This is a genomic window from Kordiimonas lacus, assembly GCF_001550055.1.
GTDB lineage: Bacteria > Pseudomonadota > Alphaproteobacteria > Sphingomonadales > Kordiimonadaceae > Kordiimonas > Kordiimonas lacus.
This window is the reverse complement of record NZ_LRUA01000006.1, coordinates 858796-883278: the sequence shown is the minus strand read 5'-3', so window position 1 is coordinate 883278 and position 24483 is coordinate 858796. Positions and strand designations below refer to the sequence as shown.

General features: G+C 57.0%; 22 protein-coding genes and 1 riboswitch. Of the genes, 11 read left to right on the top strand and 11 right to left on the bottom strand.

The window, feature by feature from the left end; genetic code table 11:
* Positions 1 to 25: 25 nt before the first annotated feature.
* Entirely contained in the window at positions 26 to 706 is a 681-nt protein-coding gene (locus KORLAC_RS12315) for a hypothetical protein (protein WP_206594942.1), read from the bottom strand.
* Between the two features lie 303 nt (positions 707 to 1009).
* On the opposite strand from KORLAC_RS12315, the gene parC reads away from it, so the two are divergent.
* Both parC and KORLAC_RS12305 read left to right on the top strand, forming a co-directional pair.
* Positions 1010 to 3259 carry a DNA topoisomerase IV subunit A gene (gene parC, locus KORLAC_RS12310; protein ID WP_068306964.1) on the top strand — a complete coding sequence of 750 codons (2250 nt, stop codon included), beginning with the start codon at positions 1010 to 1012 and terminating at the stop codon, positions 3257 to 3259.
* A gap of 91 nt (positions 3260 to 3350) precedes the next feature.
* Positions 3351 to 3752: a nuclear transport factor 2 family protein gene (locus KORLAC_RS12305; protein ID WP_068306963.1), complete on the top strand. Its 402-nt coding sequence runs from the start codon at positions 3351 to 3353 to the stop codon at positions 3750 to 3752.
* 33 nt (positions 3753 to 3785) lie between these two features.
* Here KORLAC_RS12305 and KORLAC_RS12300 read toward each other — a convergent pair whose 3' ends face one another.
* The 9 genes from KORLAC_RS12300 to KORLAC_RS12260 form a co-directional block, all read right to left on the bottom strand.
* Positions 3786 to 4169 carry a VOC family protein gene (locus tag KORLAC_RS12300; RefSeq protein WP_068306962.1) on the bottom strand — a complete coding sequence of 128 codons (384 nt, stop codon included), beginning with the start codon at positions 4167 to 4169 and terminating at the stop codon, positions 3786 to 3788.
* 101 nt (positions 4170 to 4270) lie between these two features.
* Positions 4271 to 4711: a thioredoxin family protein gene (locus KORLAC_RS12295; protein ID WP_068306961.1), complete on the bottom strand. Its 441-nt coding sequence runs from the start codon at positions 4709 to 4711 to the stop codon at positions 4271 to 4273.
* A gap of 62 nt (positions 4712 to 4773) precedes the next feature.
* Positions 4774 to 6360, bottom strand: coding sequence for a TRAP transporter large permease (locus tag KORLAC_RS12290; protein ID WP_068306960.1), 1587 nt, complete (start codon positions 6358 to 6360; stop codon positions 4774 to 4776).
* Positions 6361 to 6363: 3 nt separating this feature from the next.
* Positions 6364 to 6867, bottom strand: a complete 504-nt coding sequence (locus tag KORLAC_RS12285; protein WP_068306959.1) for a TRAP transporter small permease subunit — start codon at positions 6865 to 6867, stop codon at positions 6364 to 6366.
* Between the two features lie 7 nt (positions 6868 to 6874).
* Entirely contained in the window at positions 6875 to 7990 is a 1116-nt protein-coding gene (locus tag KORLAC_RS12280; protein WP_068307141.1) for a TRAP transporter substrate-binding protein, read from the bottom strand.
* Between the two features lie 202 nt (positions 7991 to 8192).
* Complete coding sequence (locus KORLAC_RS12275; protein WP_068306958.1) at positions 8193 to 8930, bottom strand: arginyltransferase; 738 nt, start codon at positions 8928 to 8930, stop codon at positions 8193 to 8195.
* Positions 8931 to 8948: 18 nt separating this feature from the next.
* On the bottom strand, positions 8949 to 10781 hold the full coding sequence (locus tag KORLAC_RS12270) for an SLC13 family permease (protein WP_068306957.1): 1833 nt from the start codon (positions 10779 to 10781) through the stop codon (positions 8949 to 8951).
* A gap of 155 nt (positions 10782 to 10936) precedes the next feature.
* Positions 10937 to 11854: a flagellar motor protein MotB gene (locus KORLAC_RS12265; protein WP_068306956.1), complete on the bottom strand. Its 918-nt coding sequence runs from the start codon at positions 11852 to 11854 to the stop codon at positions 10937 to 10939.
* Between the two features lie 98 nt (positions 11855 to 11952).
* Complete coding sequence (locus KORLAC_RS12260; RefSeq protein WP_068306955.1) at positions 11953 to 14400, bottom strand: penicillin acylase family protein; 2448 nt, start codon at positions 14398 to 14400, stop codon at positions 11953 to 11955.
* Between the two features lie 111 nt (positions 14401 to 14511).
* Between KORLAC_RS12260 and KORLAC_RS12255 the strand changes: the two genes are divergently transcribed.
* Positions 14512 to 15396, top strand: coding sequence for an NAD(P)-dependent oxidoreductase (locus KORLAC_RS12255; RefSeq protein WP_068306954.1), 885 nt, complete (start codon positions 14512 to 14514; stop codon positions 15394 to 15396).
* A gap of 16 nt (positions 15397 to 15412) precedes the next feature.
* On the opposite strand, the gene KORLAC_RS12250 is transcribed toward KORLAC_RS12255, so the two are convergent.
* Positions 15413 to 16663 (bottom strand): valine--pyruvate transaminase, encoded by a 1251-nt coding sequence (locus tag KORLAC_RS12250; RefSeq protein WP_068307140.1) that lies wholly within the window; start codon positions 16661 to 16663, stop codon positions 15413 to 15415.
* Positions 16664 to 16797: 134 nt separating this feature from the next.
* On the opposite strand from KORLAC_RS12250, the gene KORLAC_RS12245 reads away from it, so the two are divergent.
* The 8 genes from KORLAC_RS12245 to KORLAC_RS12210 all read left to right on the top strand — a co-directional run bounded on the left by KORLAC_RS12245 (position 16798) and on the right by KORLAC_RS12210 (position 24480).
* Positions 16798 to 17055 (top strand): metal-sensitive transcriptional regulator, encoded by a 258-nt coding sequence (locus tag KORLAC_RS12245; protein ID WP_068306953.1) that lies wholly within the window; start codon positions 16798 to 16800, stop codon positions 17053 to 17055.
* A 12-nt stretch (positions 17056 to 17067) separates the two neighbouring features.
* On the top strand, positions 17068 to 17607 hold the full coding sequence (locus tag KORLAC_RS12240; RefSeq protein WP_068306952.1) for a rhodanese-like domain-containing protein: 540 nt from the start codon (positions 17068 to 17070) through the stop codon (positions 17605 to 17607).
* A 200-nt stretch (positions 17608 to 17807) separates the two neighbouring features.
* Complete coding sequence (rpsD, locus tag KORLAC_RS12235) at positions 17808 to 18419, top strand: 30S ribosomal protein S4 (RefSeq protein WP_068306951.1); 612 nt, start codon at positions 17808 to 17810, stop codon at positions 18417 to 18419.
* Between the two features lie 216 nt (positions 18420 to 18635).
* The gene (locus KORLAC_RS12230) at positions 18636 to 21215 is read left to right on the top strand and encodes an aspartyl/asparaginyl beta-hydroxylase domain-containing protein (protein WP_068306950.1); all 2580 of its coding nucleotides are present in this window, start codon (positions 18636 to 18638) and stop codon (positions 21213 to 21215) included.
* On the top strand, positions 21215 to 21688 hold the full coding sequence (locus KORLAC_RS12225; RefSeq protein WP_068306949.1) for a GNAT family N-acetyltransferase: 474 nt from the start codon (positions 21215 to 21217) through the stop codon (positions 21686 to 21688). Before KORLAC_RS12230 ends, KORLAC_RS12225 begins: the two co-directional genes overlap by 1 nt.
* A gap of 71 nt (positions 21689 to 21759) precedes the next feature.
* Positions 21760 to 21919: riboswitch (TPP riboswitch) on the top strand.
* Positions 21914 to 23752: a phosphomethylpyrimidine synthase ThiC gene (thiC, locus tag KORLAC_RS12220; RefSeq protein WP_068306948.1), complete on the top strand. Its 1839-nt coding sequence runs from the start codon at positions 21914 to 21916 to the stop codon at positions 23750 to 23752. Its footprint overlaps the riboswitch before it by 6 nt.
* A 208-nt stretch (positions 23753 to 23960) precedes the next feature.
* Positions 23961 to 24161 carry a RebB family R body protein gene (locus KORLAC_RS12215; RefSeq protein ID WP_068306947.1) on the top strand — a complete coding sequence of 67 codons (201 nt, stop codon included), beginning with the start codon at positions 23961 to 23963 and terminating at the stop codon, positions 24159 to 24161.
* A gap of 28 nt (positions 24162 to 24189) precedes the next feature.
* A complete protein-coding gene (locus KORLAC_RS12210) occupies positions 24190 to 24480 on the top strand; it encodes a RebB family R body protein (RefSeq protein WP_068306946.1) in 291 nt (96 codons plus the stop codon).
* The last annotated feature ends 3 nt before the right edge of the window (positions 24481 to 24483 follow it).

The window sequence follows — 24483 nt, the reverse complement described above, 5'->3', positions numbered from 1 at the left end:
GCTGCTTCCTGCGTAGACGCCTATGTCATTTCTTGGCTCGTCTTTCGTTTTCAGCTGCAAACATCGCCTGGATAGCCGGGCCATCGGAAGGGCGCTCATCAAGTGTTTCCGGGTCCCATTCACTGCGTGTTGTATGGAAGAAGTCACCACCATAAATGTGAATGCCGCCAGTGAAGCGTAGCAGGGGATTGGTGACCGAATGCACGATATCGTGGCCTAGGGTGCCAACATCGCCTTCAAAGAGAGCTTCAGCACCGTATGCCTCAATCGTATGCTCGTTTTTGCGCCAAAGAATATTGTCCTCGCGCCCCGTATAGATGCCAATGTTCGCCCACATTAAGTGATTGTGTGGGAGCAGGTTCATCTGCGGTGTCCACATGGCATTGAAAATTGTCAGGGCAGCAGATTGATGAAGGATCTGAATGCCCGCCTTGTCCGGTTCACCAAGGGCATTCAAAAGGGCACCCGGCTTGGAAACCGCTTTTGCCAGAACCTCACGAACAGCCATTTGGGCATCCGCTTCGTTATTCGCTTCAATACAATCTGCGATAAAGTGATCCAGGTTGACCTTCTTATTCAGATTGACCGGTTTTTTAACAGTCTCCGCCTTGGCCATTGGTGTTCTAATGAGCTGGGTAGACAGAGCTGCAGCAGCCAAAAGAAAAGTTCTTCTGGCTACTAAGTTAGGCGTCTTGGTGGTGGACATGATGATTCCCCTCAGGATCGAAAAACCATACTACATCTGTCAGGTTTTACCTAAGGGACAGATTCTCGGGAGGATTTACGCAGTACCGGGCGCTACCCTGTCTGGCTTTCTGCCAGGCATGGGACGCCGCCACGCTGATCTTGCTTCAGCATCCATCAAAAGCCTGAATTACGCCCATAATTCCCGGCAAGGTGGACCCTGAAACAAGTTCAGGGTGACAAGCGGCCCACCATCGGTGAATTTTGCTGTGGATAACCACAATATCTTGTGGAAACGCGCTGTCCACTTGCTATAGTCGGCGCCATGACGACAAATCCTGAGTTTAGCGAAAACATCATCGAGGCCCCGTTCGCAGATGCACTGAGCGAACGCTACCTCGCCTATGCCCTTTCAACCATCATGTCCCGGTCGCTGCCGGACGTGCGCGACGGCCTCAAGCCCGTGCACAGGCGGCTCTTGTATGCCATGCGGCTTCTGAAGCTGGACCCCAAGACCGGCTACAAGAAATGTGCCCGCGTGGTTGGTGATGTAATCGGTAAATACCACCCGCATGGTGACCAGGCGGTCTATGACGCCATGGTGCGCCTGGCGCAGGACTTTTCCGTGCGCTTCCCGCTTGTGGACGGGCAGGGCAACTTCGGTAACATCGACGGCGATAACGCGGCGGCGATGCGGTACACCGAAGCGCGCCTGACCGAAGTGGCCGCTATCCTGATGGAAGGGCTGGAGGAAGACGCGGTCGATTTCCGCGAAACCTATGACGGGGAAGACGAAGAACCTGTGGTGTTCCCGGGTGCCTTCCCGAACCTTCTGGCGAACGGGTCATCCGGTATTGCCGTGGGTATGGCCACCAACATCCCGCCGCACAATGTGGGCGAACTGGTTGACGGCCTGCAGCTTCTTATTGAGGCGCGCCGCAATCCAGCCCGTGAAGTGACGGTTTCTGACCTTCTGGACCGTATCCCAGGCCCGGATTTCCCGACAGGTGGCCAAGTGGTGGAGAACCGCGAAACCATCCTGCACGCCTATGAGACCGGCCGTGGCAGCCTGCGGGTGCGTGCCCGCTGGGAAAAGGAAGAGTTGCCGCGCGGCCTCTATAACATCGTGATCACGGAAATTCCGTATCAGGTGCAGAAATCCAAACTGATCGAGAAGATCGCGGAGCTGATCGGCGACAAGAAGCTGCCGATCCTGACGGATGTGCGCGACGAATCCGCCGAGGACCTGCGCATCGTGTTGGAGCCGAAGAACCGCACGGTGGACGAGAAGGTCCTGATGGAAAGCCTGTTCCGGTTCACCGAACTTGAAACGCGTTTCTCGTTCAATATGAATGTGATCGCGCTGGACCAACGTCCGCGCGTTCAGTCGCTCAAGGAAATCCTGGATAGCTTCCTCGACCACCAGATCGATGTGCTCCTGCGGCGCAATCGCTTCCGTCTCGAGAAGATCGAGCGCCGTCTTGAGATTCTGTCCGGCTATTTGATCGCATACCTCAACCTTGATGAAGTGATCCGCATCATCCGGGAAGAGGATGACGCCAAAGCCAGCCTGATGAGCACCTTCAAGCTGACGGACAATCAGGCCGAAGCCATCCTGAACATGCGCCTGCGCGCCCTCAGGAAGCTTGAGGAAATGGAAATCCGTACCGAGCACGCCAAGCTTGAGGACGAGAAATCCAAGATCCTGGCCCTGCTGGACAGTGAAGAGCTTCAATGGATCGCAGTAGGCGACAAACTTAGCGATATCAAGGAGCGTTTCGGCCCCGAAACAGTGCTGGGCAAGCGTCGGACCCGCTTTGGCGATGCGCCTGTGGCGGAAGTCGTGCCGCTTGAAGCCATGATTGAGAAAGAGCCGATTACGGTTGTCTGCTCGAAGCGCGGCTGGATCAGGGCGCTCAAGGGCCATACCAAGCCTGAGGAAGAGCTGAAGTACAAGGAAGGCGATGAGGAGCGGTTCCGCTTCCACGCCCAGACCACAGACAAGATCTTCCTGTTTGCGACCAATGGTAAAATCTTCACGCTGGGGGCAGACAAGCTGCCGGGCGGGCGCGGCAACGGGGAACCCGTGCGCCTGATGGTGGATATGGAAGCCAACGACGAGATCGTTTCGATCCTGCCGTACCAACCGGGTGGCAAGCTGTTTGTGGCGTCGTCCATCGGCAAGGGCTTCATCGTTGAAGCCGACAATGCTGTGGCCATGAAAAAGGGCGGTAAGCAAATCCTGAACGTCAAAGGCGATGTGGTGGGTACCCACTGTATCCCGGTAGACGGCGACAGTGTGGCTGTGATCGGTGAAAACCGCAAGCTGCTGGTGTTCGATATCGAGGAAGTGCCGACACTGGCGCGCGGGCAGGGTGTAGCCCTTCAGCGCTACAAAGACGGCGGTATGGCCGATGTGATGATCTTCCACAAGGAAGAAGGCCTGACATGGCCGATGGGTGGCAACAGCGACCGCTGGCGTACAGAAACAGAGCTCGCGCCATGGACCGGTCGTCGCGGCAATGCCGGGCGCCTGCCGCCAATGGGCTTCCCAAGGAACAATAAGTTCCGCTGATGGGCTTGATTTAAGCCAAACGCGAAATAGCTTTATGAAGGTGCCCCGGGCAATCCCGCGGCACCTTTTCTTTTGATGCGAGGGGGTGATGATGGACCAGTTACGGCAAAATCTTCGGGCTTGGTATGATTTCGTTGAAAGCGAAGACGAAAAAGCGCTTTCGAACATGCTGGCAGATGATGTGGTGTTTCACTCCCCCGTGGTCCACACCCCACAGGAGGGGAAAGCCATCACCTTCATGTATCTGGCGGCCGCTGGCAAAGTGCTGGGGCATGACGACTTCTGCTATGTCGGCGAGTATCTGACCGAACGCGGAGCAGTGCTGGAGTTCAACACCCAGATTGACGGCATCAAGATCGATGGCATCGACATGATCACCTGGAACGAAGACGGCAAGATCAGCGAATTCAAGGTGATGATCCGCCCGCTCAAGGCCGTCAACAAGGTCCACGAAATGATGAAAGCCATGCTGGAAAAAGCCATGGCCGGATAAAAGGAAAGGCGCCCTGGAGCGCCTTTGTTTTGTCTACTGACGGAAGTGGAAGAAGTTCAGCTTGTTACCGTCCAGATCCCTGAAATATCCCGCATAAAAGGGGCTGTCGTCATTGTCTCGCGGTCGTGGCCCGGGGCTGCCTTCATCGGTGGCGCCAAGCTCGATGGCCTTGGCATACATTTTATCCACCGTTTCCCTGTCGGGGGCAGCAATGGCAACCATCACGCCGTTGCCGACAGTGGCCTCTTTGCCGTCTGCGGGTTTGGAAATGCAGAACATGGGCCCGCCCGCAGACCAGCCCTTGAAGCCGTCGCTGTCCCAGGCGCGCGCAGGCACACCCATTTCTGCGAACAGCGCGTCATAGAATGCGGCAGCACGGTCCATATCGTTGGTGCCAACAGTTGAATATCCGATCATTGTCTTGTCCCTCACGTATATGTCGATATGAATGATATAGGGGAGGTTCTGGGGATAGGTACCTTCAAAAATGAATAGCTGGTCTTTCGCAGGTGAAATGCTCAGCTGATGCCTTGGTCCACAAGGAACGCAGCAATATCATCGGCGGATGTCAGGCCAGCTGCGCGCTCGACCTCCCTGCCGTTCCGGAAAACTACGATCAAGCCCGTGCCCCGATATCCGTGTTCCTCGATGAAAGAGCGATCACGGTCAAAGTCCACCCGCACCGCACGAATGCGTGGCGCGCGGCCTTCTTTCTGAAGGGTCTCAAACGCCCGATGTTGCAGCAGGCAGGTGGGGCACCAGGAGGCATAGATCTCTACCATCACCGGTTCATCACGGGCCATAAGCTCCGCAAAGCGAGCAGGGCTGTATTCCTCCCAGCCGGGCAGGATCGGATCTGCGTCACGGAGGTTCATATAGATGAGGTTGCCAAAGAGCGCGAGGGCGATCAGCCCGGTGACCCCAACGGTGGCCCAGATTTTCTGCATCTTGCTTTTCATGCTGAGTGCCTACCCATTTGAGTCTATGGCGGCAACTGAAACTGTCGTGAGGAAAGCGTGATCTAGCTGCCAAACAGCTTGTTTGGCAGCCAGGTGACCAGCTCAGGTTCAAGCGCGATCACAATCAGTGCCAGGACCTGGATGATGACAAATGGGATGACACCCCTGTAGATGGCTGTCGTGGGGACACTCTCCGGCACCACGCCGCGTAGGTAAAAGAGCGCGAAGCCAAAGGGTGGCGTCAGGAAGCTGGTTTGCAGGTTCATCGCCATCAGGACACCCAGCCAGATGGGGCCATAGGTGCCGTCCATCGCCAGAAGGGCCGGGGCAACCACAGGCACCACAACGAAGGTGATTTCGATAAAGTCGAGGAAGAAGCCCAGCACAAACATCAACACCATGACCAGAAGGATTGCCGTGAACTGACCACCGGGCAGGCCGTGCAGCATATCCTCAATGATCTCATCACCACCCAGGCCGCGGAACACCAGCGAAAACAGCGCGGCACCTATGAGGATGCCGTAAATCATGCTGGAAATACGGACAGTAGAGCGCATCACTTCGCCCAGCACGCCATTCTTTTGGGTCTTGAACAGGGCAAGGCCCAGCCCGGCTGTGAAAACCAGTGTCAGCAGGATCGCCAGGTAAAAGGCGATTGTGTCAACTGTCGGGACCACTTCGCGGCTCATCCGCAGGTCCGCATAATTTGCAATCGCCAGCAGCCCAAGAAGGGCCAAGAGGGTTGCGATCACGATATTTCGCATGCGTGCCTGCAACCGCGCGGCACCCAGCAGGATTGCGCCAATGGCGCCAACGGAGGCGGCTTCGGTTGGTGTGGCAATGCCGGTGAGGATGGAGCCGAGCACCGCAACAATCAACACCAGAGGCGGCATCAGGGCCATGAGCAGGCGGCCATAAAAGGCAGCGTCCAGCTTTTGGCCTTCTTTGGCCGGAATAGCAGGGCTGGCGTCCGGCTTCAGGACCGCGACAATCACCTGGTAGACGATATAGAGACCGACAAGTATCAAGCCCGGCAGCAGCGCGCCCGCAAACAGTTCGCCGGCACTCATGGGTGTTGGGGAGAAGATACCCTGGTTCAGCTGCGCCTGCTGCCATGCGCTTGAAAGCACATCCGCCAGCAGGATCAGGACAATCGAGGGCGGGATGATCTGCCCCAGCGTGCCGGCGGCGGCGATTGAGCCGGTGGCCAGCGACGGGTTATAGCCGCGCTTGAGCATGGTGGGCAGGCTCAACAGTCCCATAGTCACTACGGTGGCGCCGACGATGCCGGTTGAGGCCGCCAGTAGCGCCCCCACGATGGTGACTGAAATCCCAAGGCCGCCACGCAAGGGGCCAAACAGGCGCCCCATATTCTCAAGCAGGTCTTCCGCCACATTGGATTTTTCCAGCATCACGCCCATGGCGACAAACAGCGGCACAGCGAACAGAAGCTCGTTCTTCACCACATTGCCGAACAGCCGGTTGGGCAGGATTTCAAGGAAGGTAGCATCCAGTGTGCCGGTGCCAATGCCAATCAGGCCGAACAAGAGCCCCGTGCCACCAAGGGTGAAAGCCACCGGAAAGCCGGAGATCAGAAACCCGACAAGCACAAGGAACATGGAAGCGGTCAGGACGATAGACATATCCATGGCTTAAGTCCTCCGCTTTAGCTTGCCGCCGAAACGGATAAGGTCTGCGACTGCGTGCAACGAAAGCGTCAGCGCAAACAACAGCAGGGTGGACTTGAGGATATAAACAAACGGCAGGCCGGAGGCCTCAACGCTTGTTTCCATGATCGACCAACTGTCCAGAACGTAGGGCAGGGCGGAAATCCAGAACAGGATCAGGAACGGTACCAGCAGCAGGAGTGTGCCAAAGAAGTTGACGATCGCCTGGCCGCGTTCGCTCATCCGGCTGTAGAAGATATCTACCCGCACGTGACCGTCCTTGACTGCCGTATAACCGGCGCCGCCCAGGAACATCATGGCATTGATATATTGCAGGCTTTCCTGCAGCTGGATACTGCCGGTGGCGAAAACATATACCATCAGCACCACAGCAAACTGAATCAGGACAAGGGCAAGCGGCAGAATAGCCAGCACATGGCCGCTCTTTTCCTGGAAGGCGTCAAGCGCTTCAACAACCCTGGCTGTCATCTTGAGATTATTCCTGAATCAGGCCGCGAGCGTGGGCGAAGGCCTGCTCCGAGATCGCACCCCAGCGAATACCGCCCTTGCGCGCTGTCTCGAAACTTTCATAGACGCGGGCGGTGATGGCATCGGATTTGGCTGCATCAGCCAGAACAGTGGCGGAAATCCGGCCGAGTTCCCGAAGGATGTCATCACTGAAGCGTTTCAGTTTCACGCCGTGATCATTGATCAGGGTTTCAAGCGCGCGCGCGTTGCCGGCAGTGAACTCGGCATACATGATGTCGTTTTCGGCAGCGGACGCGGCGCGAATAATTTCCTGTTCGTGCGGTGTCATATCGTCCCACAGGTCCTTGTTGAGGCCCAGCGACAACGTCGTGCCGGGTTCATGGATGCCCGGGTAATAGTAATTCTTCACAATGGAATGAAAACCGAAGGCCAGGTCGTTCCAGGGGCCGATCCATTCCGTGGCGTCAATGTTGCCCTGGCTCAGCGCCTGGAAAATCTCGCCACCCTGTTTGGTTACCGGCGCGGCACCCACGCGCTTGAGCACTTCGCCGCCCAGGCCCGGCATACGGATCCTGAGGCCCTGGAAATCTTCAAGGCTGTTGATGTCTTTCTTGAACCAGCCGCCCATCTGTACGCCAGTGTTACCTGCCATGAAAGGCTTGATGCCGAAGCCGCCGGACAGTTCGTCCCACAGTTCCTGACCACCTTCAAAGCGGATCCAGGCATTCATTTCAGACGCTGTCATGCCCATGGGCACGGCGGCGAAGAAGTTGAAGGCCGGGGACTTGCCCTGCCAGTAATATTCGGCGGCGTGATACATATCGGCCTTGCCCTGGCTGACGGCGTCGAAGCCGCCCAGCGCGCCGACAAGCTCACCTGCCGCATAAACCTTCACCTTGATGTTGCCGTCCGAGAGCAGCTCAATGCGTTTGGCCAGACGCTCAGCGCCGGTGCCGAGGCCGGGGAAGTTTTTCGGCCAACTGGTAACCATTTTCAGTTGCCGCTGTTTGGTAACAACGGCGGGGGCGCCCGCGCTGTCCGATTTCTGGCTGTTGTCGCAGGCGGCAATTACTGCTGCCGCGCCAACGAGGCCCGCGCCGCGCAGGATATTCCTGCGGCTCATGGCTTTTGTTTCGGAAGTCGAAGCCTTGTTCTTTGACGGGCCTTTTGCTGGCTGCTTTTTGGCATCGAAACGCACGTGTAACTCCCCTTACATTGATCTGCGCCACCCTCCCGGTGAGTCGCCGGGGCTCAGTATAGTGCGCCAGCCATGCAGAGCAAGCCCAGTTGGATGTCAAATCATTGGGAAGTCAGGGAAAAGCGGCTTATTTTCCAAGCTCGTCTTCAGTGAGCTCATACCAGCCGTTCTGGCCCAGCCGCTCAAGTGGGCGGAAGCGGCCCTTGTAGCTCATCTTCGGGCTGCTTTTCACCCAGTAGCCCAAATAGACATGAGGGTGATTCGCAGCCTTCGCCTTGCCAATATGATCAAGGATCAGGTGTGTGCCCAGGCTGCGGTGGGGCTCTGATGTGTCGAAGAAGCTGTAGATCATCGAATAGCCGTCCGAAAGCTCATCGGTCAGGGCAACAGCCATCAGCTTGCTGTCGATGGCGCGGCGGTATTCCACGAGGATTGTCGGTACGGGGCTCGTTTCCACCATGTCGCAATATTCGTCGGCTGTCATGTCGGCCATGGTGCCATCGGCATGGCGGGTGTTCAGGTAGGCCTGCAATAGTTCATATTGCTCGTCGGTTACCTGTGGTGGGCAGACTTCGGACTTTAGGTCGGCGTTCGCGCGGGCAACCCGGCGGTGGGAGCGTGACAGGCGGAAATCCTGGGCCCGAACGCGCACGGAAACACATTCAGAACAACCTTCGCAGGCAGGGCGATAGACAACAGATTGGCTACGGCGGAATCCAACCCGCCCCAGCGCTTCATTCAGCGCCGCTGCGTCTGGTCCTCTAAGTTCAGTAAAAACTTTACGTTCTGTCTTGCCGTCGAGATACGGGCAAGGCGAGGGCGCCGTTACATAAAACTTAGGAAATTGAAGCCCTTGATCGGTCATCGGGCCATGACCTCCTTTCTACAGGAGATCATAATACCACGGAACAAACAGCGTAAAGGTTAACCAGACGACAAAAATTAGCGGTGTCCCCACTCGCATGAAGTCGACAAACCGGTAATGACCAGGCGCCATCACAAGAAGGTTGGTCTGATAGCTCATGGGCGTTGCGAAGCTGCAGTTTGCACCGAAGATCACTGCCAACAGGAACGGCATGGGCGGCACGCCCAGCTCATGGGCTACGGAAACCGCAATGGGGGTAAAAAGCACAGCTGTTGCGTTGTTTGACAGCACGTTTGTCAGGACTGCAACAAGCAGGAAGAAGCCGGACAGGATGACCCAAACTGGCGCACCCATAAGGGCTTCTATCATGCTATGCGCCAGCCATGACGCCCCGCCTGTAGCCTGCATGGCTGTACCAAGGGCAAGGGCGGCACCCACAATAGTGAACACGCGTCGGTCGATGGCCCGTGCTGCCTGCCGCACGTTAAGGCAGCGGGTTACCATCATCAGGGTCGCGCCCAGGAGGGCCGCGACAACAATCGGGAATATTTCAAGTGCGGCTGTTGCAACGACACCGGCAAAGATGGCCAGCGCGCGCCAGGCAAATTCCTGCATGGGAACATCGCTGGCCGAGCTTTCCATTAGCATCACATCGCGGTTGTCGCGGAGCGCCAGCACATTTGTGCGGCTGCCCATGATCAGAAGCACATCGCCTGCTTCAAGGCGAAGGGCGGACAGGGCGGCGCGGATCATACGGCTGCGGCGCTGTACCCCAAGCACAGAACAGCCGGTTTCTGCACGGAAACCGGTTTGCGCGAGTGTACGGCCATCCATCCGGGAGGCAGGCGCAATGACAGCCTCGGCGATGACGCGGCGTTCGCCAGCTTTATCGTCAACGTCCTCGCCCTCGGCTGACGATACCAGTTCGGGTGACGCGTTCAGAAGTTCCGTCATGACCGAGCGCGTCGCGGCCACCAGCACGATATCGCCGGTCTGCAGCGTGATGTCGTCATAAGGCGGCAGCAGTTTTTCGGTGCCGCGTTGGATCATCCGAACTGTGACTTCCTTAAGCCCCGGGAACATGCCTGCAATGGCGTTCTGGCCCACGAGTCCGTTGTCGGGTGTCAGTTCCATCTGGAAAAGGAACTGCTTGCCGCCGCCGCTTGCCATGCGTTTTGCCAGGCTGGCGCGGTCCACCAGCAGGCGGGGAGCAATCAGGATCACATAGAAGAAGCCAACAGCTGCCAGCACTGCGCCGGGGACTGTGAAGTCAAAGAAGCCAATGGTGTCGCCGCCAATTTGCTCATACGCCCCAATCGCTAGAAGGTTGGTCGAAGACCCGATCTTGGTCATGTTGCCACCAAGGATGGCCGCAAAGCTGAGCGGCATCATCACCATGGCGGACTTCTTGCCCATACGGTCTGCAAGTGCCGCAAGAATGGGGATGAAAATCACCACCACAGGCGTGTTGTTCATTACAGCAGAAATTACCATCACGATGATCAGGCAGGCCAGAATGACCAGAGCAGGATAATTCTTGCCCCACCGAACCATCAGGCGGGCAGGGCTATTGAGGGCCCCGGTCTGAACAAGCCCTTGGCCCGTAACAAGCAGGGCCATAATGGTGATCAGGGCTGGATCAGCGAAGCCCTGCAACAGATCTCGCGTCGTAATGAGTGAATTCCCGCTGGTGTCTACAAGCGGTAAGACCTCAAACACAAACAGCAGCATCGCGATGGTTGTGATGGAGGAAATCTCAAGCGGGATGCGGTCGTAGGCATAGGCCACGATTGCGCCAAGGACGATGGCAAATGTAAGCCACATCTGGATGGTTGGTTCAATTAATTCCATAAAAGTACCAGGTGCCTATGCTCAATTATTGTTGGATGCCCGACGGTGAGCAGCCCCCCTCAGAAAGGACAGAGTGTTACAGAGGAGCCCTATCGGGGACAAGTCAAAAGATGTGCAGCTGACTATATGTGCGAAGGGCTAGGGCCGCCGGGTCCTTATTCGGGTCCGGTCAGGTTTGGCGGCACGACGGGCGCTTCCCGAAGCACCAGGATGGTGATGCGGCGGTTTTCCGTGCGATTTGGTTGGTCCGGATACAAAGGATCGGTGCCTGCCTTGCCCACAACTTCATAGAAACGGTCCTGCGTCACGCCTGAATTATCCAGTACGCGGCGCGCGGAGTTGGCGCGGCTTGAGCTGAGCTCCCAATTTGTTTCGCCGTCTGGACCAACAAATGTGCCGCCATCAGTGTGGCCCTGGATGGTCACGCGGTTCGGCAGGGTTTGGATCGACTGGCCGATTTCAGCCAGCAGCTTGCGGGCGAAATCATAGAGTTCATCGGTTCCGCTTTTGAACATGGCACGACGGTCTTTATCCAGCAGTTGGATTTTCATCCCGTCTTCAGTGATCTCCATGATCAACTGATCCGACATATCCGCAAGATCAGGCGACTGTTGCATAGCCAGCCGCAGTTGTTCCTGCATCTGGGCGAAAGCAGCATCTTCCTGCGCTTGCAAATTCTTCACAGAACGGTCGTTGGGAAAGTTCGGATCACCGCCGCCCGCATCGGTCTGGCCACGTTTGTCGCCGTCTGTCGGGCCGCTTTGTGGCGGGCCGGGAACGGTAATGGCCACGACAGGAGACGGGTTGTTGCCGATCTTGTCGCTGGACGGCGCGTTCACTGCGTCAGATCCGGTACGCCCGGAAACCGCAGCCGTGGTTGGCGAGAAATAGTCCGCGAGGCCCGCCAGCGTTTCAGGCGGTGCAACATTGAGGAGCCAAAGCAGCATGAAGAAGGCCATCATGGCGGTCGTGAAGTCAGCATAGGCCACCTTCCACGCACCACCGTGGTGGCCGCCAGCCTGGACCTTTTTGATCTTCTTGATGATCGGCCTTACATTTTCTTCGTCTGCCACTCTTGTCTCCCGCCAGCACGTGGCTGCTTAAATTCGCCTCACACGATAGTGCGATCAAATCCTGCTGTTAAGGATAATCTGCAAGGTTAAGCATATGGTTAACGCGCAGGAACCAGTTTCAGGACGTGCCGGCTGTCTTTCGGAACCGCATCCTTGGTTTCAATTTTGAAATAAACGCCGTCCCGCCACAGGGGGAAAAGGTCATCATAATGATTCGATAGCGGATTGCCTGATTGCCCCGTCGGGTGCGCATAAAGTGACTTGTCGAGGTCAGACAAATCAAAGATGCCGCGATAGCTCGGCCCGAAGGTAGACTGGTTCTGGCTGCTGTCTGATTGGCTTACACCGGCGACATTGATGGTGTGGGTGCTGCCGCCAATAGGGGTGGTCAATTCAAAATGCTCCTTCAGGAACGGAACCTGGCTAAGGGGCCGGTGCGCCTGTACGAGGATGTGATCGTCACCCCAGCGCCAGTTTTTCCACTCCGGGCCATATTTTGCTGACAGGCCTTTTATTGTTGACCGCATTGCCTCCACAGCCAGGGAAAGGCAGGTCTCTTCGGTGGCGTCCGTTTGGATATTGTCGCACCACGCCATTGTGCTTTCTCGGTCCAGCGGTGGCTGTTCATAATAGGCCGGAGCTATTTTTGTGCGCTTGATGTCTGACCAGAACAGCGTGCTTTTGATCAGCCGGGTCCGCAGGCGCTTGAAGTCACCATACATATCGCCCAGATCATCCGCCATCAGCGCGGCCTGATAGTGCCTGAGCCAGTCATACAAGATCAGCGGTTCGGGGCGGTCGGCAGCCATGGTGCCATCCCAAGCGGCCAATGCTGCTGCGACGTCCTTCAATTCAGGGTCGGTTCCGGTAGCCGCAGCCACAAGCGGCGCCAACTCCCGCGCCATATCGGATGTAATGTCCTGCTGGATAGCGGTGAAGCTTGCCAGGTCGTGCTTTTCCGTTGCCTCAAGTAGGTGCCTGATTCGGTTGCCGCGATAGGGCTGGGCCCAGTCCCGCGTCATATAATAGGGATAGTCTTCGCCTACGATCTTTTCGTTCGCAGTGGCGATCAGGCCCCCTTCTGGATTGAAGTGGGTAGGTAGTTGATCATAGGGGATGAAGCCCTGCCAGTCATACTTCGCTAGCCATCCGGGTGATGGCAAGCGGCCCATAATCTCATTTTCCGGGTGCCGGACGGGCACCAGGGCAGGCGCGTAATAGCCAATGTTGCCGCTGGTGTCGGCAAAGACCATATTCTGCTCTGGCCCGAAGTAGAAGCGCCCGGCCGCCTTGAAGGCTTCAAAATTCTTGCTGTGTGCCAGCGCAAGCAACCCGCGCACGGCAGTGTCTTCTTTTTGAAGCGCCGTCCACTGAAGCGCCAGCACATAGCCATCGCGCTTGAATTCGGTGGGAGAGGACAGGGCATCGTCCACCACCGGGCCGTGGCGTGTCTCCCGCACTTTAAGGAGCACGTCCTCGCCGCCCTTCACCTTGATCAGCTCATTGCGGATTATGAAGGGAGCGGGGCCTTCCGGCGTCAGATATTCGTCCTCACCAACAAGCTTTTCGATGAAAAAGTCCTGCACGTCAGGGGCTGTGTTGGTGAAACCCCAGGCGATCTTATCATTCCGCCCGAGGATGATGGACGGCGACCCTGGGAAGCCCACACCCACGAGGTTGGCGCCGGTGGTATTGTTATGTAGCCGAAGCAGGTACCAGATACTGGGCGTTGTCAGCCCCAGATGGGGATCATTAGCGAGGAGCGGTTTGCCGCTTTTGGTGCGCTCGCCGCTGATCACCCAGTTGTTGGAGCCGATACCTTCTGGCAGTTCGCCGCCGATCATGGCAATGGTTTTCTCAAGCGGCAGGGCCGCATATATGGAATCCATGTCAGGGAAAGGCGGTTCCATGTCGCCTGGATAAGTTGGATAGATGGTGTGTAGCTGGTCAGCCGACAGGGTGGTCAGCAGGCGCGCGCGGGCCAGTTCCTGCCGCATGTTGCCTGACAGGCTGAGCCACATCATTTTCTGCCATACGAGTGTGTCAATCGGGCTCCAGGGCTCAGGTTTCGTCCCAACCAGGAGGAATTCAGGCGGCAAGGCGCCTTTGTGAGATTTGAGGTAGGCATTGACGCCGTCGGCGTATGTCTGGAGGGCAGTGCGGGTGCCTTCGTCGAGTGTTTTCCAGGCCGACGCAGCGCGGTCCGCGAAGCCAAGCGTGCGAAAATATCTGTCAATACCCAGCGTGTCAGGGCCGAGCATTTCGGATAAGCGTCCGAGGCCTGCGCGGCGGCTCATTTCCATCTGCCAAAGGCGGTCCTGCGCGTGGACATAGCCGGTTGCGAAAAAAAGATCGCTTTCGCTGCTGGCAGAGATGTGTGGCACGCCATTCGGGTCGCGCGCGATGGTGATTGGAGCACGCGGCCCCTCAAGGGTCACGGTACCATCCAGGGTGGGCAGGCTGCTCCTGATCCAACCGGCGCCTATTGCCAGCGATAGCACCACAATTCCTGCAATTACAGTCAGCCAGACCTTAATACTGCTCATTTTACTTCCCCGTCCGTCTTAATGTTGGACACCTGCAATTTCCCACCCTAAACAGAGTCCACAATCTTCACTAACCATGTTGGACTGATGAGTCCAGTTTCGGAGGCGCGTATGGCAAATGTAGCATTCATCGGACTTGGCGTGATGGGGTATCCCATGGCCGGACACCTCGCGAAAGCCGGGCATAATGTGACGGTCTATAACCGGACTGGCGCAAAGGCCGAGCAGTGGGTCGAAGACTATGCCGACACCGAGGGTGTAGAGCTGTTCGCGGCACCAACACCTGCGGGTGCCGCAGCCGACGCAGATATCGTGTTTGCCTGTGTGGGCGCAGACAAAGATGTCGCTGAGATATGTATTGGCGAAGAAGGGGCCTTCGGCGCCATGAAGAAAGGCGCGATCTTTGTTGATCACACGACGGCATCGGCCGAATGCGCGCACGCTATGGCTGCCGCGGCAAAAGAGGCAGGTGTTGGCTTTGTTGACGCGCCGGTTTCCGGCGGTGAAGCTGGCGCGGTCAATGGAGTCCTGACGGTAATGTGCGGCGGTGATACCGCGTCATTTGAAACGGCTGAGCCTGTCATGCAGGCCTATGCGAAATCAGTGAAGCTTCTGGGCGAGGCTGGGTCCGGCCAGTTGGCTAAGATGGTCAACCAGATTTGTATTGCCGGTGTTGTGCAGGGGCTTTCTGAAGCACTGCATTTTGCCATGGAAGCCGGGCTTGATGCCAAGGCGGTGGTCGATGTGATCTCCAAAGGCGCTGCCCAAAGCTGGCAAATGGAAAACCGGGCATCGACCATGATTGACGGCGAATTCGATTTCGGCTTCGCGGTGGACTGGATGCGCAAGGATCTGGGCATTGTTCTTGGTGAAGCCAACGGGATGGGGGTATCGCTGCCCCTGACAGCGCTGGTGGACCAATTCTATTGTGATGTTCAGAAAATGGGCGGCAACCGGCAGGATACGTCAAGCCTGATCCGACGGTTCCGCGGGTAGGTAGCGGCAGCACAGCCTACCCATACACCGCTTTCACTTCTTCGGCGATCAGCCGGACGCCCTCGCGCACCGTGGCTTCGTCCTGGGCATAGGAAACGCGCAGGCATTCGTGCTTGTGTGCCCAGTCGTCCTCAATGCCGATGAAGAAGTTTTGGCCCGGTACGACCAATACACCACGTTTCTTGAGACGTTCATACAGGTCCTGGCAGCTGATGGGCAGGCCCTCGAGCCATAACCACAGGAAAATGGCTCCCTCGGGTTGGTGGATACGGAACGGCAGGCCCTCAAGTGCTTCCTGGAACCATTTGACAGTTTGTCGGGCGCGCTCTTTGTAAAACGGCTGGATATGCTGCTGGCACATCATATCCATCTGGTTTCCTGCAAATATTTCCTTGCCCAGTGCCGGGCCAACGGTGCTGCTGGCCAGATTGACGATGGTGTTGATGTTCACATAGGCTTCAACGACTTCCTCGCTGGCGATCAGGATGCCGGTGCGAATGCCGGGCAGTCCCAGTTTTGACAGGCTTAGGACCAGGATGGTGTTGTCGTTCCAGTGCGGGGTGGCGTCATTGAAGATGATACCGGGAAAGGGCAGGCCGTAAGCGCCGTCAATGATGAAAGGAATGTCTCGTTCACGCGCGATGGCGTCGATTGCCAGGATTTCTTCATCTGTCAGCACGTTACCGGTAGGATTGGTGGGGCGCGAGACACACACTGCAGCAGTGTTGTCGTCCACTGCCAGGCCTTCAAAATCCACATGATATTTGAACATATTGTCCGGCAGGCGCTCGATCGTCGGCTTGGTGGCCGTGAAGGTGATTTCACTGAGGCCGGCATCCTTGTAGCCGATATACTCGGGCGACAGGGGCAGGTGGATCTTGCGCGAGCTGCCGTCAGCCATCTCACCAGCAAACATATTATAGAGCGAAAAGAACGCCGCCTGGCTGCCGTTTGAGACGGCTATGTTGCGGCTCGTGATCTTCCAACCAAACTTGTTCGCCAGATAGGAGGCCAGCAGGTCGCAGAATTCCTTGTTGCCTTGTGGCGACTGGTAAATACCCAGCATGGAATGGCGCTTTTCAGGGTCGTTCGCGATGGCCTTCAATTTTTCTGCGAACATGTCTTCAACGGCCGGAATGCGGGCAGGGTTGCCGCCGCCCATGAAAATCATGTTCGGGTTTTCATTCAGCGCACTGCCCAGATCATCCATCAGGGAGACGATGCCGGACCGGCCGGAAAATTTCTGTCCGAATTTGGAAAGCTTCACCAGGGAACTCCAATATTGCTGTTCTATATTCAACGTACCTCAATTTCCCTAAAGATTCCAATTCACTGCTTGTGCCACTTGAAACAAGAAACTCTAATCACTATACTATAGGGGGTATAGTATAGGAGTTTGACATGATTGCTACCCCGGACAGGAAAGCCATGAAGGCGCGGCTTGCACGAATTGAAGGGCAGCTACGGGGCCTTCAGAAGATGATGGACGCGGAAGACGCGGACTGCATGAAAGTGGCGCAGCAGATGTCTGCGGCCCGGAAGGCGCTGGACAAGGCCGCGCACACGATGCTGGCCTGCATGGTGAAGGAGCATATGGCCGGCACCCTGCCGGACGGCGACGACATGGATATCGAGACATTGATTGGCAAATATGCCTAAGGAGTTTGTGACATGAGTGGTGTGAAGACAATTTCGGCTAAGGCCTTCAAGGAAGCCCATGAAGCGGGAAAGTGCAAAACGGTCATCGACGTGAGGACAGGGGCTGAATATGAAGCCTGCCATGTTCAGGGCGCGCAGCTGTTCCCCCTGCAGGACCTCAAGCCCACGGAACTCTTGAAGGCTGCCGGTGGTGATGATGCGCCGCTTTACATGCTTTGCAAGGCAGGTGGGCGCGCGAAAAAGGCCGCAGAGGCCATCGCGCCGCATACGGAACGCGATGTGATCGTGGTTGAAGGTGGCACAGATGCGTGCGTGTCGAACGGCCTGCCTGTCAATACCGGCAAGGATGTTATGTCGCTGGAACGTCAGGTGCGGATTACCGCCGGCGCGCTGGTGGTTCTGGGGGTAGCGCTGTCGCTCACCGTCGCGCCGGGGTTCGTGTGGCTGTCGGCCTTCGTTGGCGCCGGCCTCATGTTTGCGGGCATCACTGACACCTGCGCCATGGGCATGATGCTGGCGCGCATGCCCTGGAATAAGGCGAAAAATGCCTGACCCGGACTGTGAGACGGGTTATTGTCGCTCTTGGCGGCGGTAAAAGCCGCTTTTTGCTTGACTTAGGGCGGGGTTTCCCATATTCCCCGCCCGTTAATGAATGGTTCTGGCAATAACGCTAAGAACCGCACGGGTACCAAAGTGCACTGGTTTTCGGACAGCACACCGCCCGTGGCGCTTATTTGAAAGGAGCGATTCGCATGTCCAAGCGTATCCAAGCGAAATATAAAATTGACCGCCGTATGGGCGAAAACATCTGGGGCCGTGCTAAATCCCCAGTGAATTCCCGTGAATACGGTCCAGGTCAACACGGTCAGCGCCGTAAAGGCAAGCTGTCTGACTTCGGTATCCAACTGCGCGCCAAGCAGAAGCTCAAAGGCTACTACGGCAGCATCTCCGAGAAACAGTTCCGTCGCTACTATGACGAAGCTGTGCGTCGTCGCGGCGACACCGGTGAGCACCTGATCGGCATTCTCGAGTGCCGTCTGGACGCAATCGTTTACCGTGCGAAGTTCGTTCCGACCGTGTTCGCTGCACGTCAGTTTGTGAACCACGGCCACGTTCTCGTGAACGGCAAGCGCTGTAACATTCCTTCCCGCCTGCTGAAGGCTGGTGACGTTGTGGAAATTCGTGAGAAATCACGCAACATCCCAATGGTTCTGGAAGCAGCACAAAGCCCAGAGCGTGACGTTCCTGAATATGTATCTGTTGATGGCCACAAAGCTACGTACGTTCGCATCCCAGCGCTCGACGAAGTGCCATACCCAGTGATCATGGAACCAAACCTGGTGGTGGAATTCTACTCCCGTTAATTTTTACGGGTCTGGACATTTCGGGAAGGCCGTCCGGCAGACGCTGGGCGGCCTTTTCTTTTGTTCGGTTGCTGCCCAGGGTTGGTGTAGCTGACGACGAAGCGCATGCATCTATAAGCGGTTGCCCTGCCCATTTAGCATGCGCTGCGACAGCTTGTGCCTTGGCGAGCGCGCGGTGATCGGCTACACAAGCTTCAGAAGTTTAGGGGACGACGTGTGGCACAATCACTTCAGGAAATATGGCAGCAAGCGCAGTACGCCCAGAAGCAGGGAGACCTGGAAAGGGCAGAAACACTGCACAAGCAAATCGTCGGGCGTAAGCCAGATGCCCTGGCGTCGTGGCAATTCCTGAGCGCCCGTGCCGCCAGTCGGGGCGATTTTGCTAAAAGCGCCCACGCAATCCGTAATTATCTGAAGGTTGATAATCTGTCTGCCGAGGGCTGGCGCTCCCTCGGGGTTGCGGAAATGCAGCAGGGCCGTTTTCAAGAGGCGGTGAAAGCGCTTAAGGAAGCACTCAAACTTCAGCCTGGTGCCCTTGCCAACCTGGTGTATTTGGGCGGCGCTGCACAGCAAGCCGGCCAGGATGACCTTGCCGCAGATTGCTTGTCCCTTGCACTTCAGGGAATGCCAGTTGCTGATATCCTTTCGGGCAATGGCAAGGCAGAGCCTATGCTCCGAGCGATTCTGACGAAAGCACCAGCGTTCCTGGAAGGCTATGTTGCCGACCTTGTGTTCGGTGACATTGCGCACGACGGGGCACTTGAGGGCGCAAGCTGGCGCTTTCATGAAACCGGGGAGCCCGTTTGGAATGACCCAATGCAGCGACCAGAGCGCTTCTTCTTGCCTGCTCTGCCGCCGCAAGCTTGGTTTGATGGTGCGGATCTTCCATGGGCAAAAGCCATCGAAGATGCCTACGAAGATATCCGTGCAGAGGTTCAGGCAGCGCTCTCTCTCGATGACGCCACGCCTTATATCGCGGCCCATATGGCCGAGGCCGAACACTGGAAAGAGTTTGCAGGGAATATGAATTGGAGCGCCATCCATCTTTATAACGGTGGCACGCCTAATGATCGGGTTCTGGAAAAGTTCCCAAAGACCATGGCGGCGCTTGAACCGCTGCCGCTATGCCGCACAGGGGACCGGCCGGTCGAAGTATTCTTCAGCCTACTGCAGCCAGGCATGCACATTGTGCCGCACTTTGGTACTTCGAACGCCCGGCTGACGGTACACCTGCCGATCATTGTACCCGAGGGCAGTGCCTGTGCCCTAAGGGCAGGGGAGGAGACGCGGGTGATGGAGGCAGGAAAGCTGATGGCCTTTGATGACACCTTCGAGCATGAGGCCTGGAACAGGTCAGATGGTTTGCGGGTCAATCTGATTTTCGAGGTCTGGAACCCGGCCCTGACAGAAGAAGAGCAGCAGGAAACAGCTGCGATCATGGACCGCTATGACAAATGGTTCTCCGGCCGCGGGCGGCGGATGGATTTTCTGGGGACATCCTTTGCCCAGGCGGCGCAGGCCGAAAAGCTATTCCAGGCGGCCGAGCAGGGGCTGCGGACGGGCGATGCGCAGGCCTCTGGGGCGATGAAGCAGGTTCTGGCCCTGAGCCCAAAGCACAAGAAAGCGCTTTGGCTCCTGGCAGACATTTCATTTGATCGGGGGCAGGATTCAGAGGGGCTTGCCTATCTGAGGCGCCAGGGCGCCGCGTCGCTTGACCATGCACCCACCCAGTACAGGCTGGCGGTGGTGGAAGAGCAAATCGGCACTCCGGATCGCGCGCGAGTGGCCTATGCGCGGTGTATCAAGGCGGCCCCCGGCAACATGTTGTCTTATCTTTATGCAGGGGCTTTCTTCGAGGCGCAGGGTGACAAGGAGCAGGCCGCCCAGATCTATTCCCTTGGCGCGGATGTGGATGCCCGCATGACAACACTTTACCACAGCCCTGACGCTGACCCCGAGACTGCGCGACGGTCTAACGCGGCGTTTGACTGCATCGCCGCGAAGATGCAAAGCCTGCATGCTGAAGCAACCAAAGGGGTGCCTCGGATCAAGGAAGCCAGCTGGGTTCAGCATATTGAAGGCTTTTCCGGCTATCGTGAGGCGGATCAGAAACCCCATGAGTTATATATTCCCGGGATTAGTCCATTGCGCTATCTGACGCGGGACCACATGCCCTGGGCCGATGCGGTTGAGGCGGCTTTTGACGATATCAAATCCGAACTTCTGGCGGCTCTACCGAGCGCCGATGAAGCCGGCAGACCATATCTGGACGCAGGCCAGCAGCTGGGACCAGAGTTTGACCCGATCAACGGCACCATGAATTGGACCGCGCTTGACCTTTACCGTGACGGCAGGCCCAATGACGCGCTCATCGGCGAATTCCCGAAAACACTGTCAGCCCTGAAATCTGCGCCCCTTGTGTGCGTGGGGGACAACCCATTTGAAGTGTTCTTCTCGCTGCTGAAGCCGCACCAGCATATCCCGCCGCATTTTGGTTTATCAAACCATGGAATAACCGTGCATCTGCCACTGATTGTTCCCAAAGATTGTCAGATACGCGTCGGACAGGAGTGGAGGCAGTGGATTGAAGGTGAGTTGATCGCTTTCGACGACAGCTTCGATCATGAAGCCCGGAATGATAGTGACGACTTGCGCGTCGTCCTGATTTTTGAGGTCTGGCATCCGGACCTTACGCCGGAAGAAATTGCGGCCATAAAGGCAAGCTTCAGCGCACGGGCCAAGTGGCTTCAAGGGCGCCGCCTACCTGAGGTGCCTGAGCATGGGAAGGAACAATAATGCAGTTACGCAGTGTCAAAGACGATGACCGAGACGGTTTGATTTCTCTGATCGGGGGAATCTTCAGTGAATATGAAGGTGTCCACCTCGAGCCAGATGATTTGGATGCCGACCTGCAAGCTTATGCATCTTATATGGACAGCATTGATGGGGAAGGTTTTGTGGTCGATGGCGACGATGGCACATTGCTCGCCTGTGTTTCCTATGCGCCGCTTGACGGCATGCGCTTCCAGCTGAAGCGCATTTATCTTTCAAAAGACCTGCGTGGTTCCGGTATGGGGCTCAAGCTGTTGCATTTTGTTGAGGACAAGGCCCGTGCACGCGGCGCTTCTGAAATGGAATTGTGGTCAGACACTCGTTTCACCCGGGCACATCGCTTCTATGAACGCGAAGGGTATGTGAAGCAAGGCTACACGCGGGACTTGAATGATAGTTCCAACACGACCGAGTATTGTTTCATCAAACAGCTTTGACTTTCACGCAATTCTTACCAATCTGCTCTTGATCGGGTCGCCCAAGAGGCGTACACCGGGGGCCTACACACCTGTGTTCCGAGGGGAGCCCCGCTGCCAATAAGGGCGTGAAGGGCTGAGAGTCTGCAAGCAGCGATCACGAGTGGTTTCACAAGCGATCTGACCGCATAACAGTGACCCTTAGAACCTGATCTGGCTAACACCAGCGAAGGAACGGAGCTTATTATGCCTGATACAGCCAATACCGATTTCAAAATCACCACCGGTCCGATCTCCGGCTCGAAGAAAGTCTATGTACGGAGCGAGAACGACCCGAGCGTGCGCGTGCCCATGCGGGAAATCCACCTGCATCCAACCGCCAATGAAGTGCCGGTGCGCGTTTACGACACGTCTGGGCCATACACCGATCCGACCGCGGAGATCGACATCTACAAGGGCCTGCCGGAACTGCGCAAGGAGTGGATCCTGGCGCGCGGCGACGTGGAGGAATATGAAGGCCGCGACATGAAGCCGGAAGACAACGGCAATGTGGAAGACAAATATCTCGCGCCTGAATTCCCGGTCAAGAAGCGCCCCCTCAAGGCCAAGGAAGGCATGAATGTCACCCAGATGCACTATGCCCGCAAAGGCATCGTGACGCCTGAGATGGAATTTGTTGCCGTGCGCGAAAACCTGGGCCGTAAAATCCAGGCTGAGAAGCTTGAGCGCTCGGGCGAAAGCTTCGGCGCTGAAATTCCTGATTATATCACCGGCGAATTCGTTCGGTCCGAGATCGCGCGCGGCCGTGCGGTTCTGGTGAACAACGTCAACCATCCGGAAAGCGAGCCACAGATTATCGGCCGGAACTTCCTGGTGAAAATCAACGCCAACATTGGTAACTCGGCTGTCAGCTCTTCCATCGCGGAAGAAGTGGACAAGATGGTCTGGGCCACACGCTGGGGCGCGGATACCGTGATGGACCTCTCCACCGGTCGCAACATCCACAACACCCGCGAATGGATCATTAGGAACTCGCCTGTGCCCATCGGCACCGTGCCAATCTATCAGGCGCTTGAGAAGGTGGACGGCATCGCCGAAGACCTGACGTGGGAGATTTACCGCGATACATTGATTGAGCAGTGCGAGCAGGGCGTTGACTATTTCACCATCCATGCCGGCGTGCGCCTGCCGTTCATCCACCTGACGGCCAAGCGCGTCACCGGCATCGTGTCCCGCGGCGGCTCGATCATGGCCAAATGGTGCCTGGCGCACCATAAGGAAAGCTTCCTCTACACCCACTTCGAGGATATCTGCAAAATCCTGAAGCAGTATGACGTGGCCTTCAGCCTTGGCGACGGCCTGCGTCCCGGTTCCATCGCGGATGCCAACGATGAAGCCCAGTTCGCGGAATTGCGCACGCTCGGGGAACTGACCAAAATCGCGTGGGAGCATGACGTGCAGGTCTTCATCGAAGGGCCAGGCCACGTGCCGATGCACAAGATCAAGGAAAACATGGAAGAGCAGCTGAAGCACTGCCATGAAGCACCTTTCTATACGCTTGGGCCACTGACGACCGATATCGCGCCGGGCTATGACCATATCACGTCGGCCATCGGTGCGGCGCAGATCGGCTGGTACGGCACGGCGATGCTGTGCTACGTGACGCCCAAGGAACACCTTGGCCTGCCGGACCGCGATGACGTGAAGGAAGGCGTGATCACCTACAAGCTGGCGGCGCACGCAGCGGACCTGGCGAAAGGCCACCCGGCGAGCCAGATCCGCGATGACGCGCTTTCCCGCGCACGGTTCGAGTTCCGCTGGGAAGACCAGTTCAACCTGTCGCTCGACCCGGACCGGGCCCGCGATTTCCACGACCAGACCTTGCCGAAGGAAGCCCACAAGGTGGCGCATTTCTGCTCCATGTGCGGGCCGAAGTTCTGTTCGATGAAAATCACCCAGGATGTGCGCGATTACGCCGCCAAGAAGGAAGAGGCCGAGACAGGCATGAAGCAGATGTCGGAAGAATTCGCCAAGCGCGGTGCCGACCTCTACCTGCCCGCCGACGAGGTTGAAGCGGCGGAATAAAACTCGTCCTACGAACGATCAAGACCATCGAAGGCCGGTGCTGTTGCGCCGGCCTTCTTCCATGGTGGGCACAATATCTGTTTGCGCCGAATACAACCGGAACCATTGCCTCTAAAGGAAATCTTCTTTCAAAATTATCATTGCGAGCATAAGCTCTACCAATAATTGTCTTGAGTGTCCCGGACTTTTAGCAACAGGAGCGTTATCCATGGCAATGCCAACACCCGTAAACGGCCAGATTACAGATGCCGTAACCCAGTCAGACATCACTGTACTTGCTCAGGCGCCCGCAATGGCCATGGGCACGATTTACCAGTCGCTCGCGCAGGCACAGTCTATCCTGTACGCCAACATGGTAGCCGAGCAGCAGCGCAGCGCTATGGTTGCGTCAGACAGTCACAAGAAATAGCAGGCAAGGCACGGAAAAGGGGACCACCATGGCAGACAACACACCTGTGAACAGTCAGATCACCGATGCTATCACCCAAACCAATGTCACCGTGCTTGGTGAGGCGCCTGCAATGGCAATTGGCGCCCTAAGCCAGGCGATGTCCAGTTCGCTTGCAGTGATGTTCGCCAACGCGACTGCGGCCCAGCAGCAGCAAAATATCGTGGCTCAGGCTGCGACTGCGCAGGGTGTCGCGACCATTTATGGTGCAGGCCGGTCGGAGCCAGACACCATGCTCAGTTTGATGACGGCCTTGAAAGCCACGCAAGAGGTGGACTAGGCC